The 14,590-nt window shown below is 58.7% G+C and carries 12 protein-coding genes; 10 read left to right on the top strand and 2 right to left on the bottom strand.

The annotated features are described in order from the left end of the window. The 8 genes from L6762_RS02905 (at position 1) to L6762_RS02870 (ending at position 7,414) form a co-directional block, all read left to right on the top strand. Positions 1 to 753: a hypothetical protein gene (locus L6762_RS02905; RefSeq protein WP_237185484.1), complete on the top strand. Its 753-nt coding sequence runs from the start codon at positions 1 to 3 to the stop codon at positions 751 to 753. Next, a complete protein-coding gene (locus tag L6762_RS02900) occupies positions 753 to 2,966 on the top strand; it encodes a hypothetical protein (RefSeq protein ID WP_237185483.1) in 2,214 nt (737 codons plus the stop codon). Before L6762_RS02905 ends, L6762_RS02900 begins: the two co-directional genes overlap by 1 nt. A gap of 3 nt (positions 2,967 to 2,969) precedes the next feature. Then, a complete protein-coding gene (locus tag L6762_RS02895; RefSeq protein WP_237185482.1) occupies positions 2,970 to 3,230 on the top strand; it encodes a hypothetical protein in 261 nt (86 codons plus the stop codon). A 14-nt stretch (positions 3,231 to 3,244) separates the two neighbouring features. Continuing rightward, positions 3,245 to 4,348: a hypothetical protein gene (locus L6762_RS02890; RefSeq protein WP_237185481.1), complete on the top strand. Its 1,104-nt coding sequence runs from the start codon at positions 3,245 to 3,247 to the stop codon at positions 4,346 to 4,348. Further along, the gene (locus L6762_RS02885; protein ID WP_237185480.1) at positions 4,345 to 5,655 is read left to right on the top strand and encodes an SGNH/GDSL hydrolase family protein; all 1,311 of its coding nucleotides are present in this window, start codon (positions 4,345 to 4,347) and stop codon (positions 5,653 to 5,655) included. Before L6762_RS02890 ends, L6762_RS02885 begins: the two co-directional genes overlap by 4 nt. Next, complete coding sequence (locus L6762_RS02880) at positions 5,652 to 6,059, top strand: hypothetical protein (protein ID WP_237185479.1); 408 nt, start codon at positions 5,652 to 5,654, stop codon at positions 6,057 to 6,059. Before L6762_RS02885 ends, L6762_RS02880 begins: the two co-directional genes overlap by 4 nt. 81 nt (positions 6,060 to 6,140) lie before the next feature. After that, the gene (locus tag L6762_RS02875) at positions 6,141 to 7,106 is read left to right on the top strand and encodes a LysM peptidoglycan-binding domain-containing protein (protein WP_237185478.1); all 966 of its coding nucleotides are present in this window, start codon (positions 6,141 to 6,143) and stop codon (positions 7,104 to 7,106) included. Next, entirely contained in the window at positions 7,106 to 7,414 is a 309-nt protein-coding gene (locus L6762_RS02870) for a hypothetical protein (RefSeq protein WP_237185477.1), read from the top strand. Before L6762_RS02875 ends, L6762_RS02870 begins: the two co-directional genes overlap by 1 nt. A 524-nt stretch (positions 7,415 to 7,938) precedes the next feature. Here the strand turns inward: L6762_RS02870 and L6762_RS02865 are convergent. Beyond that, positions 7,939 to 8,718, bottom strand: a complete 780-nt coding sequence (locus L6762_RS02865; protein WP_237185476.1) for a hypothetical protein — start codon at positions 8,716 to 8,718, stop codon at positions 7,939 to 7,941. Positions 8,719 to 9,293: 575 nt separating this feature from the next. Here L6762_RS02865 and L6762_RS02860 point away from each other — a divergent pair. After that, positions 9,294 to 9,755 (top strand): hypothetical protein, encoded by a 462-nt coding sequence (locus L6762_RS02860; protein WP_237185475.1) that lies wholly within the window; start codon positions 9,294 to 9,296, stop codon positions 9,753 to 9,755. 81 nt (positions 9,756 to 9,836) lie between these two features. On the opposite strand, the gene L6762_RS02855 is transcribed toward L6762_RS02860, so the two are convergent. Then, positions 9,837 to 12,293 carry an ExeM/NucH family extracellular endonuclease gene (locus tag L6762_RS02855; RefSeq protein ID WP_237185474.1) on the bottom strand — a complete coding sequence of 819 codons (2,457 nt, stop codon included), beginning with the start codon at positions 12,291 to 12,293 and terminating at the stop codon, positions 9,837 to 9,839. A 510-nt stretch (positions 12,294 to 12,803) separates the two neighbouring features. Here L6762_RS02855 and L6762_RS02850 point away from each other — a divergent pair. Continuing rightward, positions 12,804 to 14,459 carry an L-lactate permease gene (locus tag L6762_RS02850; protein ID WP_237185473.1) on the top strand — a complete coding sequence of 552 codons (1,656 nt, stop codon included), beginning with the start codon at positions 12,804 to 12,806 and terminating at the stop codon, positions 14,457 to 14,459. Positions 14,460 to 14,590 lie beyond the last annotated feature (131 nt).

Genomic DNA, 14,590 nt, shown 5'->3' with positions numbered 1-14,590 from the left:
ATGGCTGGTCATATTGGCACGCTTGCCCATCTGCTACCTGCCCTGCCGACCCGTGAAGCCCCCGCCACCGCGCCTGACCGCTTCGCACTTCAAGAAGCAGCGCATAAGCGGTGGGCTTTCGTGGAGCGCACAGGCCCGCGCCTGCGCACCTGGCAGGTAGACTCCACAGCACTGACCAGCGAGCAGGCCGGGGTGCTTGCTGAGCTGGCAGAAGGGGCCTGGGGGTACGGACCTTTCATCTTCATCCCGTGCCCCGCGCATGCGACGAATGTGCTGACCCCAGCCCAGTCGCTCCTAGAGGGTGTGGCAAATGGTGGGCCTGTGGGTCTGCCGGGTGGGGCTGTGGCCCCGCGCACGGTAGTCGGCGGGCAGACCGTGACCCTGGCCGATAAAGTGCCGGTGATACCCGGTAAACCTGTCACCGTCTCGCTCTACATGGCTGGCGGGTCTGCCGCCGTCTCTTTCAAGACCCTCACCGGCTCCACGGTCGGCTCCCGGCCTCTTACCCCCACCGGCGATTTGATGCAAAGGGTCAGCGCAACTGCTCCTTCTGTGCCTGCAACGGCCCGGTACGCGACCATCACGGCCACCGGGTACACGGCCCTGGCCCGCCCCCAGCTATCTTGGACCGCCGAAACCGTGCCCTGGGCAGCTGGTGGTGGGGCTGCACAGGTCGTCATTCAAAATAGCTCCCCGACTCCCATTCGTGGGGGCTGGTCAACCGCAAGTACGCAGATAGTGGAGGTAGGCTAATGCTCCCAGGGAAGTATGAGCCCGGCCCGGTCATTGAGGCCACCCTGCGCATCTACGTGAACGGGGTCGAGCGACCTCATATCTCCGCCTCCTGGGAGGGTAATACCACCGGTGGGCTGCCTGAGTCCCTGGTGGCTGCCGGTGACGACATCTACTCCCGCACCGGCAAGGTAACCTGGGCACCGGGGTCGGCAGTGACTTTGCACCCGCTGGCCCCGGTCGGCGAAACCCGCTGGACCCCCCAGCACGGGGATAAAATCTACATCGAAGCTGAAGTGGGCGGGGTGAAATTCCCGCGCTTCACCGGCTACCTCGGGGCATCCACCTACGACCTCACCGAAGACCAGGTGACCACCAAAATCACTGATGGTCTCGGCGCGGCCCTGCAAACCATTATGAGCGTACCCCCTGGCCTTGGCCGGTACCTGCGCTCTTCCTGGGTAGCCTACCGCGCTATCGAGCAAGCAGGGCTGGGCATTCTGCCCCCGGTCACCGCTGATACCGTGCTACAGGACGCCTACCAGGGGGGCATCCGCCCGGTCGTCGGTGAGACCATCGCCACCGGCAGCGAATTCGGGGGGCAAGCCGGCGTGATAGCTTGGACCGGCACGAGAACCCGCCCTGCCGCAGTCGCCCGTGCTGGCCGAGATATTATGGCTTACTCCCGGGCATGGGATACGGCAAATATTTCTGAGCTTCGCCTGACCCTCAGCAGTGGCCAGGTCGCCGCTTTGCGCTATGACCCCACCGGGAGGTGGCTTAGCTTCACTATCAGTGGAATCGGCGTCCTTTTTCAGCAGGCCCTTCCAGCAGCATCTACCCCACGTATCCTGGCTTTCAAAATGAACGCCGCCGGGACGCGTATCTGGCTTTCGCAGGAAGAGTCTGTGCTAGTCACCGCGGCCACTATCCCAGAAGATGTTACCGTCACTGAGGCGACTGGCACCCTTATCGCCGGGGTAAAAATCGATTACCTGACTGACTGGGAAGACGGTGGGCGCCGGGTGGCCTCCATGCCTGAGAAGCCCCCTATCCTCAAGCTCAGTGCCTTGGAGACCCAGCACCTGCGCGCCGTGCGCGGCTTCGAAAACGTCACAGCCGAGAAGATAATCTCCGAGTGGTGCGCAGCAACCCTGGGCACGGTCTGGGTCGATGAGGAAGGCCGCCTGAACATGGCGGCCCGCGACCGCCTAGCCACCGGCAAACCGCAGATCACCGATACCTTGGGGGAAAAGGTCTTTGCCGGGGCCTGGACCACCGCCCGCGATGGCATACGAGGCGAGGTGCTCGTCAAATCGCAAGAACCTCATTTTGAAGGAAGTAGCGAAAATACCATCGCCAAGGTCTACCAGCCAGAAAATATAATCGAGCTAACCCCCAACGAGCCCAAAGAAATCTTCTACACCCTGCCTGATGAGGTGGATATGGTGGGCCTTGATACGAATTTCAGGCCGGTGGTCAAGGCTCGTGATGGCATCTACGATTGGGTTGCCTTTGATGCTCCCGCTGGGTCGTGGTGGGCTATCAGCTTTGAAAATGGTGGGGAGCCGGAGGGCTACCGGTGGACCGGCAGTCACCAGGAACATGAAATCCTTTCAGCTTCCCTAGAGGCCCTGGGCCAGCGGGCCTTGAAAATGACCTTCAAGGTCGACACGAACAAAAGCCGTGGTATTGAAAAGTACTACCTTGTCACGCCCACTATTGCTACCGGTGATTTGCGCTACGGTAATCGCGGGGTGCCCATGCCGCTTATCCGGGCGAACTGGGTCATCATCTGGGTAGACAAGCCAATTCGCGTATCCAGTGGCGCGCCCGGCGCTGACTTCGAGCTGGAGGCCACCTGGTGGCTCCAGCCAGAGGACGCCACCCGGGTAGCCCAGGCACTCGCTGATGAGATAGGTCAGGAGCGAATCACCTTCGATTCGCTGGCCATGCTCTGGGACCCCCGCAAGCAAATTGGGGACTCTCACACCTTGAAGGCCACAGATGAAGCCGGGGACCGGTGGAAAGTCGAATACATCCTCACCGGCTACAAGGAGGCCTGGGAAGGCAATGTGCCAACCTGCTCCTATGACTTGGACGCCAAGCGGCTGACGGACCTTCGCGCCGGTAAAACCTATGCTGACTTGGGTAAAGCCTACGGCACGTATGGTGATATCCCCGCTGCAAGCTATGGGCAGGTTTACGCTGCTCTTCCTGAAAGGAGCCAGTAAATTATGGCTGATTACGGCGGCACCACCCCGCATGCCGGTATCCCCTACAAGGGCAATGATTCACCGGCCACCATTGATGATGACAATGAGGCCGCTTACTTGGTGATTGATGCCAAGCTCGCCGAGCTGGAGGCGCGCCTTTCAGCCCGGGAAACCATTTTCGCCACCCATGAAGGGGACGGCACCTGGTCTTTCACCAATGGGCTAGGCGAGCCAGTCGCTTTAAGCAATGATGGCGATGATGGATATCAAATCATCACCTAAAACCAAGGAGAAAAATGAGCAACAACGTTTTTAGAGGGCTGAAGCCTGATGGGACTTTGGGTGCTACCGCCACCGGTCAGGTCCAGGCCATGATTGACGCCGCGTCCAAATCTTACAAGCCTACCCGCGAGCAGATTTTTACTGCTATCGGCGCAGCCCTGCATATCGGTGATATCGAGCCGCCTGCTTCCCACGAGTATGGGCTGCCGGTCATCTGGCTTGATACGAGCGTTCAGCGTCAGCGCTCTGCCTGGGTCCCGAAAGCCCCGGTCTTTGATTTCGAGCATAAAACGTACATCATCCCCCGCGATGAGGGAGTGACCTACACTGTGGCAGGGAAGGACACCGCCCCTGGGGTATACCCTGTCGTGCCGCCTGCTTCTATCAGCGTGCAGGCTACAGCTATGCCTGGGTACACCCTGGCCGGACGCACTAGCTGGGATGCGGTTTTTGAAGAGAGCCTAGCCCCTTATGACATTCTCGCTTTGGGGGCTTCCCCTGAATTTTATTGGCGTATGGATGATGCCACGAGCTCTACCAGCATGCCACGAAACCGCGGCCAGGCCGAAGCTCCGTATTTCAATTCCAGGATAGCTTCTGGCACCTTCGCAGAGCCTGGGGTTGGCCTTGGCCCGACGGCTTTCCAGGCAGGGACCTCTGGCACTATGGTTGTTCTTTCCGATGACCGAGTTTTCAGTGAATTTTCGCTCAGCCTGGTGACGGTGCTTGCTCTGAAATCTCCCGAGCTTGTGCCTGCTCGCACGTGGGATGGTCGTACATCAGTCTCTGTGCGTATGGACCCTTGGGGATCCTCGAAGGCGACTTTTTCCGGCAAGGTTTTTGGGGTCGCTTTCTCCAAGAACCTTGGTATATCTGATGGTCAGCTGGGGCGTCCTATCCATATCGGGGTGACCCTTAAATCTGGAATTTTCGCCATTTTCCTTGATGGCCTAAAAATTCATGAGCAGGCCATTAGCGGTGAGCACACGCTCTCAGCAGGCATCAGTCTTGCTCAAGCCACTGGCGGGACCATCCCCCTGGGGGGTTTGATGCTGACCCGCTCTAGCGCACTGAGCGAAGCAACGATGATTGCCCTAGGAGAGGCGGTGAAAGCATGAAAATGAAAGTTTTTCAGGAAGGCACCTGGGTGCTAGCAAACCCTCAGAGCGCAGACTCTGAGCCGCTGACCCTGCCTACTGAGGGGAGCGTCCGAAATATTGGCACGCTCTGCGCGGCCTCTAATATTGGCAAGCCCATCGCCTATGGGGCCACCCAGGCTCTGGTGGGAACTCGCCATTTGATTACCTGTGATGCGACCAGCTTTACCCTGGGCTGGGAGGTATCGCAGGGCTTCTTGAGGTCCGCTGCTGGTGCTGATTATCTCTTTTTCTATAGCATCAATTCTGGCAAGCCTAAGCAGGTCGCCTTGGTGGGCTCCGGGATGGCCCCGGTAAGGCTTGACCAATCCACGGTAAAGACCCTGGTCTCAGAAAGGATTGAGGAACCAGTCCGCGCAGGCGACTGGGTCGTAATCTACGCGCATGCGACAGCCACAGCCGGAGGCGCTATTCCTTCTGACCTCAGCGGGGAGCGAGCCGGTGACTTGCGCCAATTTGGGCCGGTGGGCTCGGCTCTTGATGATGCTTACCCACTGGCTGATTCGGTGGCTGCCCCTGAGAGCTTCTCTATGCGCCCGGCCCGTATCGCAGCGCTTTCGGATAAGCCTTCCATTCTTTGCTTTGGTGATTCGATTATGCAGCAAGAAGATTCCTACTTGGAGAAAGCCTGCTCCCAGCTTCATCTGGCGGCAGTGAAAGCAGCCGAGGGTGGGGCAGCCTACCGACATGGCAAGAGCATGTATCAAAAATTGGTTTCCCCCCATCTGCCCTACGTGACCCACTGGATTGATGAATTTGGCACCAATGACTGGCAGGCTTCCTGGGCTTCTACTGCTGCTTTAGCGGTGCAGTGGTGGCAGTGGGCTAAGGAGGTAGCGCCTGGTGTAGAGATCATCAAGAACACTATCACTCCCCGCCCCAGTAGCTCGGATAACTGGGTCACTCAGATACCTTATGGTGGGGTTGGCAAGGTGAATAATGATGCTTTCAATGCGTGGTTGCGTGCTGGTGCTCCCCTCGTTGATGGGGCTCCGGTGGCTCCTGGGACGGGGGGCGCGGTCACCTGCGATGTCATCGGGTTTGATGGGAAGATGCGACCCGGGTCTGGGGGGCATCTTCTGCGTGCTGTGATAGATATCGCTGGGGCGATCGAGTCAGCTCCTGATAGCGGCATCTTTAATGAGTCTGCGCGGGCTTTGATGGCTCAGTTTAAACATCGTGATGGTTTGCATTTTCATGTGTCAGTGCATGCTCTGGTGGCGCAGCGTGTAGTGGAGGACTTGCTGAAGCTGGGGATTTCGGCGTGATTTTTCCTCCTATCCCTGCTGAGGCTTGGGCCTTGCTCGGCGTCGCTATCACCGCTATCGGCGGCGTCTCTGGCGCGCTGATGACGGCCTGGGTGCAGCGCGGCAAGAATAAAGCTGATGCCTCCGGGGCCCTGGTCGATAACCTCCAGGAAGAAGTCGCGGAGCTACGAGCCGAAGTGCGCAAGCTGCGCGATGAAGCGGCCAAAGCCCATAAAGAGATGCATGAGGCCAAGACCGAGGCTTACGCCATCAAGGACGCCGCCAGGCTGCATATCTCCAGGAGCGCGGCCTATATCTACCAGCTGCGTGCGCATATTGATACGGCGCAGCCGCCGCCTGCCCCGCCTATCCCGGATGAGCTGATTCAGTTGATGCCGGATTTCTTGAAGCCACCTACCTCATAGGTGGCTTTTTCTTTACCCAAAACCCAGCGCCCCTTGGCCCATTGGCTGAGGGGCGCACCTATTTAAGAAAGGAAAGGCCCAATGCCTTTTATCACTGACCTGGCCGATAAGCTCCGCTCCTACACCGCCCCCGATGGCTCCAAGCTCACCGTCGTGGAGACCTCCGGCTGGAAGACCCGCGGCTATGCAGGGCAGGGCATGGCAAGCGTCGAAGGCGTCCTCTGGCACCATACAGCCACCGCCGAGGCTGCCTATGCTCGCTCGAACGCGCCGACCCTTAACATCCTTATCAACGGCCATTCTTTCCTGCCTGGCCCGCTCTCACAGCTGTCCCTGGGTCGGGATGGCACCGTCTACGTCGTGGCAGCTGGCCTGTGCAATCATGCTGGCACCGGTAGCGCCTCCGGCCTCTACCGCAACGTCGGCAATTCGTATTTCATTGGTATCGAGATGGAATCCTCCGGCGTGCGTGACGACTGGACCGCGGCTCAGCGTCGCGTCATGCCTCACCTCGGTGCTGCCCTAGAGCGTGGCTACGGCAAGAGCAAGGACTTCATCCAGATTGGCCATAAGGAGTATTCTGACCAGGGCAAAATTGACCCGGCGTATATCGATATGAACGCCCTGCGCCAGTCCATCAATGATCTGCTTTACGGCGGCACCACCCACGTGGCCCCCGCCGCGCAGAACGCCGCCCCCGCAACCGGCCAGCAGACCGCTGTGGGTAACAACCTCAACGCTCCGCACTGGACTGTGCGTTCAGGCGATTCACTGGGCCGTATCGCCCGCTACTACTTCGGCTCTGCAACTGCTGCTGAGGTGAAGAAGATTGCAGATTACAACGGCATCAAGGACGCTAACCGTATCTCGGTAGGCCAGCGCATTTTCATCCCTGGCCCGCTGGTATGGACCGTGCAGGCTGGCGACTCTTGGGAGAAAATCGCCACCTACTACGGCTACAGTGTGCAGGCGGTCAAGGACCGCAACCCGAGCAAGAGCCTCACCCCGGGAACCGTGCTGCAGATTTGGGGAGCAGGTGAACGCTAATGGCAGGCCCCAGCTTTTCCCACGATGTAGAGCCGGTGGTGAGCGTGGACGGACGGACTTCGGACGCCCCTGCTCCGGCCCCGGTACCTGAGGCTAGTGGCGCGGTGGCCGAGCTGATTACCGCCCGTGCCCGCCGCTGGGTCTACGCCCTCTACGCGCTAGGATCGGTAGTGCTTGGTGCTATCCAGGTCGGCTATTCGGCTGGGGGCTTTGCCCACCCAGTCTGGCTGACCATCGCCACCGCCGTCTGGGTATTCCTCGGCGGCCCACAGGGCCTACTCGCCCTACTCAAAACCCCGCCAGAATAAGAAAATCGCCCCCGACCCTTAGCTGGGCCGGGGGCGCTTTTTCTATGCTCTATAAGGTAGTACATGTACTACGACGTTGAAGCCGTGGGCTTTCCGCTCCCCGAAGATTACAACCCCAGCCCCAAAAATACCTAAGAATTTTTAGCCGGCCACCCAGCAGCAGGCACCCTAGCCCGCCAAGCCTCTAAGTGCTCCCGCGTCCACACCGGCTTACCGTTATACCGATAACCCTGGTCAGGGATGGGCCACTGCGCCATAGCTTTCCTAAACCCCGAGAGGGTCTCATACCCCGCCTCCTGCGCCGCGCCATTACCCCCAAAAAGCTCCACCAACTGATTTTCTGCCACAATCTTCCTCCCAATCATGTAAGATGGTCCATGCGCTATACCTTTGGCGCGTTGTTCCCCGCAGTAGCGGGGGTGAGCCATTGTAGATTAAATATCTTCATGTGGCTAAAATTTTGCCCCGCGTAGACGGGGATAGCCCCGGCACCTGCTTTCCAATTTCGGTGCCGGGGCCTTCTTTTATCGGATGTAGCTACGCAGGGCTTCTGCAATCTCACCGGCTAGCCCATCGTAGAAATCAGCTTCCTCTACGCCGCATGCAAATCGCCCCTGAGTCCATGCTCGGTAGTCTGATTCAGGCAATGTGCGATTCAGCGTTTTGTGCTGAGCTGTCGCGTAGTGACCAGCTAGGTGAGCTACCGACGCGAAATCCTCTACAGCCACCGCAGCAGCCTCTAGAGCCTGATTACGCTGCTGGACATCCATGGTCTCGCTGTTGAAGCAGATGAGGCTCAGGGTCTCCTCGGCCTTTGCGTATGCTTCTGCTGCTTCTTTTTCCTGGCCGGCAATCACTGCCAGTGATCGTGCAATTTTCTTAGCCTCGATAAAATCTTTTGCACCGAAGTGTACAGTGTAGGCTGAGATAATTTCGTTGGTTTCTACACCGCGGGCTTCTGCAATGCGGGCGCTTTCCGATGCGGGTGCAGTGCCGCCACGGCGGGCGCGGCGAGGCTTTTCGTTGGTGATGGCCTGGATTTCTTCCTCAGTCAGCTCTATAGTGTCAGCTTCTGCCGCGTCTTCGCGGTAGTAGTCGGGGTCTGATAGTACGTCGATGAGGATTGAGGCTTCGTGCTTTTCCCAGCGGTATCCGTCGAGGTTTTCTGCGCGGACGTTGTCCCACTCGTCGGTGATGTTCAGTTCTGCTTTTGCTACCTGGAGGGCCAGAGTCTTGTCCTCTGCGCTTGCCTTCTTGGTTAGGGTTTCGAGGTAGTTGCGCTGTGCCTTGGTTGCGTTTGCCATTGTTTTTTCCTTTGTTTGTTGTTCCCTGGCCGGTTGGCTTTGGGGGTTTGTGGGGCTTTCCTTCCCTACATCTCTAGTATACAAAAGATGTCCTAGAGTTGTAAACCCCATCACCAAACTTTTCCCAAAAATCTTCCCAGCCCATCAAAAACCCATCACATTCACGCCCCCACCAGAACCGCCAACCACCTCTAAACACCGCCACACACCAGATACCACCACCTCACCAAAACACCCTGAACCTAAACCACCAAGCCAGACCCCATTTAGACCCGATAACAAGGGGTCGCAGGTTCAAATCCTGTCAACCCGACAGATAAAGCTCCGGCCACTAGGGTAAAACCTAGTGGCCGGAGCTTTTTTGTTGCCTGAAGAGCGGGGCTAGCTGGTGAAGCTGCCCTGTGGATATCGCTTACCGGGCGTCATAGTCGCGTCACGGCTCCACCGTTTTCGGGGAGGTGCGGACGCCCGCACCCCGGGTTTGCCCGGAAAATACGGGGTAGGTGCGGTTACAGGGTTATCCACAGGCTGCCCCTGCCTGTACTGGTCAGCCCTGTATTTTCTAGCCTGGTGGCATGACTCACCTTGAAGAACTTAACCAGAAACTACTGACCTGCCAGCAACTTGCCGCCCGTTACCCCAACCGCTACCAGCTTGAGGCGGCTATAGCTCGCGGGCGCTACCGGCGGGTAACCCGCGGTTTTTACCTGCACCGCAGTGACTGGGACAAGCTCACCCCGGAAGAAACTTACCTAGCCCGGGTACTGGCCCTGGCTGCGTCCTACCCCGGAATTATCTTCTCCCACCAGACAGCCGCTCTGCTCCACGGGCTGCCTCTAGAAAGCCTGCCCGAGACTGTGCACGTCTACTGCTACCACCGCACCCGCGCCAAAGACTACACCGTGCACCACGGGGAGCTGCACCTGCCGACCGATACCACCGTGCTCGCCCCGGGCATTCGCATCACCAGCCTGGAGAGAACCCTAACTGACCTGGCAGAAAATCCGAGCGCGCAACGTTACCGCATCAAACTATAAAGAACCGCCTGCCCCGAAGTAGCCGGAGCAGGCGGTCGTACTGCTATCTAGTAGCACTCACAGGCAGGTGTAAGGCAACTGCTACTTGTTGTGAGCGTAGCGGTAGATAAACGCGGCCATGGCATCGCGCTTAATAGGCTCGTAGGGGCGGAAGGTGCCGTCGCCCCACCCCGTGGTGATACCGCGAGAACGCAGCCACATAATTTCACGGTAGAAAATGGTGCTCTCGGGAACATCCACAAACTGCGACCCCTTAGGCGCTACATAGTAGGGCTCACCCGCGTAACGGTAGAAGAAGGCAGCCATGGCATCGCGCTTAATAGGTTCGAAGGGGCGGAAGGTGCCGTCGCCCCAGCCAGTGGTAATACCCTCAGCCTTGAGCCACTCAATTTCCTTGTAGAAGGGGTGGGTCTGGTCTACGTCCTTGAAAGAGGGGGTCTCGGGGGCCTCAAAGGCGGGGGAGCCCGCTAGACGGTAGAAGAAAGCGGCTGTAGCTCCGCGGTCAACATGGTCGTAGGGGCGGAAGGTGCCGTCTGCCCAGCCGGTCGTGATGCGCTGCTGAGCCAGCCACATAATTTCACGGTAGAAAATATCGGCTTCGGTAACATCAACAAAAGAAATCGGCTCGGGAGTCAGGTTCATACCGACCAGCAGGGGGTCGTGGTCTGATGAACGGAACTCGTTAGCCTCGTAGAAATCGGTGATGTTGCTGTTGTAGCGGCTGTATTCGAGCGCCACGGACTCAACAGAGTTGATGTTCCAGACCTGGGCGCTCTCTACCTTCTCAGCCAGGGCAGGGGAAGCCAGAATATGATCGAGCGAGCCAACGCGACCGCCGTACAGGTAGGTATGGCCAGCGTCGTACTTCTCACCCAGGTTGGTGTAACCGGCAGAGTAGAGTACCTGCATGGGGTCCTCCTGGGTGTAGGAGTTGAAGTCACCCAGCAGCATGATGTTCTGGGTGCCGTGCCGTTCCCCCTGGGCCGCAGCGAAGTTCACCAGAGCCTGGGCCTGGGCGACGCGAGAAGCGTTGGAGCTACCCTGGCCGTCATTCTGGTCAGCATCGGCGCCGCTACCGGAGCCCTTGGACTTGAAGTGGTTAACAACAGCTACAAAGACATCGTCACCGCTGGTTGCTGCTGAACCTGCGGGTACAAAAGCCTGGGCTAGGGGCTGGCGGGCATTAGAGAAAGCTGCATCATCGAGAATTGCGGACTCACCGACCGGTTTGACCTCAGAGGGTTGGTAGATGAAGGCGGTGCGAATGACGTCCTCGCTGGCAGGCAGAGCACTGGGTGAAGCAACAGCCGCCCACTTTTCGTAACCGGCGTCCTTATTGAGCTCTTCAACCAGCTTGTTGAGGGCGATATCGCGGTTATCGTGACCGGTGGCTAGTGTGTTCTCGATTTCTTCCAGGGAGAGCACAGAAGTATCAATCTTGTTGATAGCCTGAACAATCTTTGACTGCTGGCGTTCGAAGCTAGCTAGGGTAGCTGCCCCTCGTACCGCGCAGCTGCCGCTGACGGTGATGGGGTTTTTCTCGCGGTCGGTGTAGAACTTGCAGCCTGCGACGGTGTCGCCCACGGTGGTGAAGTAGTTGAGGACGTTGAAGCTAGAGATGCTGTGCTCGCTTGCTACCTCAGGGGCCGCTGTGCGGGTGTTGGACCAGGACGCCGGCAACGCAGCGGGGTCAGTTGCGCCGTTGACCGGAGCGGTGGGCTGCAGACGCCAGGCGTTGAAAGAGTAGCCCAGAACAACCGGGTTGTTGAAGCTGACGGCAGCTCCGACGCGCAGCGGGTTGCTGGTGGAGACATAGGGCAGCGGGGTGCCGGTGCCTGCTCGGCTGTAATCCACGGTTGCACCGTCATCGAGCAGAAGAACCTTAGCCGCATTATCTGCTTCGTAGGCGAGGGCTGCGGCACCGGGGGCTACGACGTCGGTTGCGGTGCGCAGGGCCTGGGTGCCGTTGACAAGGCCAACTTCACCGTAGCGGTTGGTGTTGTAGTTATCGGTGACGGTGATATCGCCGGTGGGCTGTAGGAGCATGCCTTCGAGGGCTTCACGGGCCTCTTCACCCTCAGGTAGCTGGCCGGTCACCGGGGCGACAGGGGCAAAGGGGACAGCAAGGACGGTGAGGTCAGCCGCGCGGGACACCGTAATCTGGGTTTGCCCATTATATTCAGAAACTGCGCCGGTTACTTCAACGAGGTCGCCCTGAGAAACCTGCGCTACGGTGGAGGGGGAGTAAACGAAGATGCCGTCAGAAGCACCCGGAGTGCGGTTCTCTGCACCTGTTCCCTCGGTCTGAATAAAGTAGCCGCGTAGGCCGCCCTCGGCATAGACGGCTGTGACGACACCGCGGGTAGTGACGCTTTGACCGGCGAGCGGGCTGGTAGCTCCGGTGCCCTGGATAGTAGCAATCGGGGTGAGCTCGGCAGCCTGGGCCGGAAGGGCCGTGAGTAGGGGAGTCAGCGTGGCGGTAGAGGCAAGAAGAGCAAGCGCCGCACGGTGGTGTGACAGGCGTCGGAAATCAGGCATGAGAATCCTTGGGGAATGTTAACAGTAGATGTGTGGTGATGTGACTCATGGAGCCACCTCACACCATTCTAGGGTCTTGCCTGTACAAAATTTAAAGCCGCGATTCAAAAATTAAGTAGCGGGACGGTTAATTTTTTACTACTTCGTCGGCGGGTATGTGTGGGTCTGTGGGTTTTGCTTAAGCGGTGTGGTTATTGGGGTGGAAACTGTTGCTGGTGTAAGCAAGTCCACGGTGTTAGGGTGGGGGTGTTTTTAAGTGGGGTAACACATGTTGAGTGGAAGGGTGAGTTGCTTTTGACTAGGCCTGATGTAAAAATGAACCCTCCGATGCAGGTATGCATCTTAGACAGGCTCACTTAGGTCTTTTTTGACCTTTACAGATACCCTCGCGCGGGGTTGGTTTTTGTAAGTTTTGTGTGTGAGTTGGTGGTAATTTAGGAGGTAGAAAAGTGCAAACAGCACACAAAACCAATCGCGGAACGTACCTCCGCAGCGAAGGAACCCATCCTCATGTGGCAGCAGGTCTACGACCCACTGAACAACCAGGCACTCTCAGCCCTCGTGGCGGCAGTGCCGATCCTCGTCTTCCTCTTAGGGCTCACCATCCTGAAAATGAAGGGTCTGCACGCAGCCCTTGTATCCCTGGCCTCAGCCGTGGCGCTGGCCGTCCTCGTTTTCGGTATGCCCTTTGCGTCTTCCCTCTCAGCCATCGGCTACGGCTTCCTCTCCGGTATGTGGCCCATCGGCTGGATTGTGCTCATGGCCGTTTGGCTCTACCGCATCACCGTCCGCGCCGGTAACTTCGAAGTGATCCGCGGTTCGGTTTCCGCAATTTCAGCTGACCAGCGTATCCAGGTGCTCCTGATTGCTTTCTGCTTCGGCGGCTTCCTCGAAGGTGCTGCGGGTTTCGGTATCCCGATTGCTATCTGTGCAGCCCTGCTGGTAACCCTCGGTTTTGAACCCGTCAAGGCATGTCTTCTGGCCCTGGTCTCCAACGTTGCCTCCGGTGCCTACGGCGCTATCGGCATCCCCGTCCTCACCGGCTCCACTGTCTCCGGTGTGCCCCAGGCTGAACTGAACTCCATGATGGTCTGGGTGCTGCAGATTATCACCATCTTCATCCCCGTTCTGCTGGTCATGATGCTGGACGGCATCCGCGGCCTCAAAGAAACCGGCCTGGTCGCCCTGGGTCTGGGCGTGGTTGTCTCCGCTGCCCAGGCAGGCGTTCTGCTGGCTATCGGCCCCGAACTCGTAGACATCATCCCCTTCCTGCTTGGCCTGATTCTGCTGGCCGTCACCATGATGAAGTGGCAGCCCGCCCACATCTACCGCGAACCCGGCGCTCCCTCCCTCGAAGAACTTAAGAAGAGCCCCAGCGCCTTCACCTTCTCCGGCGTCGTCAAGGCTTGGAGCCCCTTCATCATTCTGTCCATCATGATTCTGCTCTGGTCGACTCCCCTCATTAAGGCCCTGGTTAAGGCTGAGACCGAAACCAGCGCAGCGGGTGCCCTTAACTGGACCACCATCCCCGTCCAGATGCCCGCCCTGCACGGCCAGATTTCCCAGGTCGCTCCCATCGTGGCAGAAGAAACCGCCATGAAGGCAGTCTGGAACTGGACCCTCTTCGGCGCATCAGGTACAGCTATCCTCTTCGCCGCCCTCATCACCATCGCTATCTCTAACATCAGCTGGAAGGCCGCCTTCGAAGAACTCGGCGGCGCCTGGAAGCAGCTCTGGCAGCCCATTCTGCTCATCTGCCTGGTCATGGCTGTTGCTAACGTGATGAACTTCGGCGGTATGTCCTCCGCCCTGGCTCTGGCCCTGGCCGCTGTCGGTTCTATCTTCCCGCTCTTCTCGCCCATCATCGGCTGGATTGGCGTGTTCGTCACCGGATCCGTGGTCAACAACAACACTCTCTTTGCCGGCCTGCAGGCCACCACCGCAAGCCAGATTGGCGCCAACTCCGGCCTGCTGGTTGCAGCTAACACCGCCGGTGGTGTGATGGCTAAGGTTGTTTCACCCCAGTCCATCGCGATTGCGGCGGCATCGGTGAACATGTCTGGCCAGGAATCAAAGATCACCAACGCAGCCATCAAGTACTCGCTGGCCCTGCTGGTTATCCTCTGTGTCTGGGTCTTCGTACTCTCGCTGATCATGCCCGCCTAAGGCTGACGACAGCACCCGGCGCTGATATATCAGGACGCCCGCCCCACCACCCTGCCACCGGGCAGGGGAGCTGGGGCGGGCGTCCTTTTCTTGCTCCAGCAAAGTGAAGGCCAACTCGCCTGACTAGCTGG

This window comes from Rothia nasimurium (genome assembly GCF_928381705.1).
GTDB classification, from domain to species: Bacteria; Actinomycetota; Actinomycetes; order Actinomycetales; family Micrococcaceae; genus Rothia; species Rothia nasimurium_G.
The sequence above is the reverse complement of the archived record's forward strand: the minus strand, read 5'-3'. Positions and strand labels throughout refer to the sequence as shown.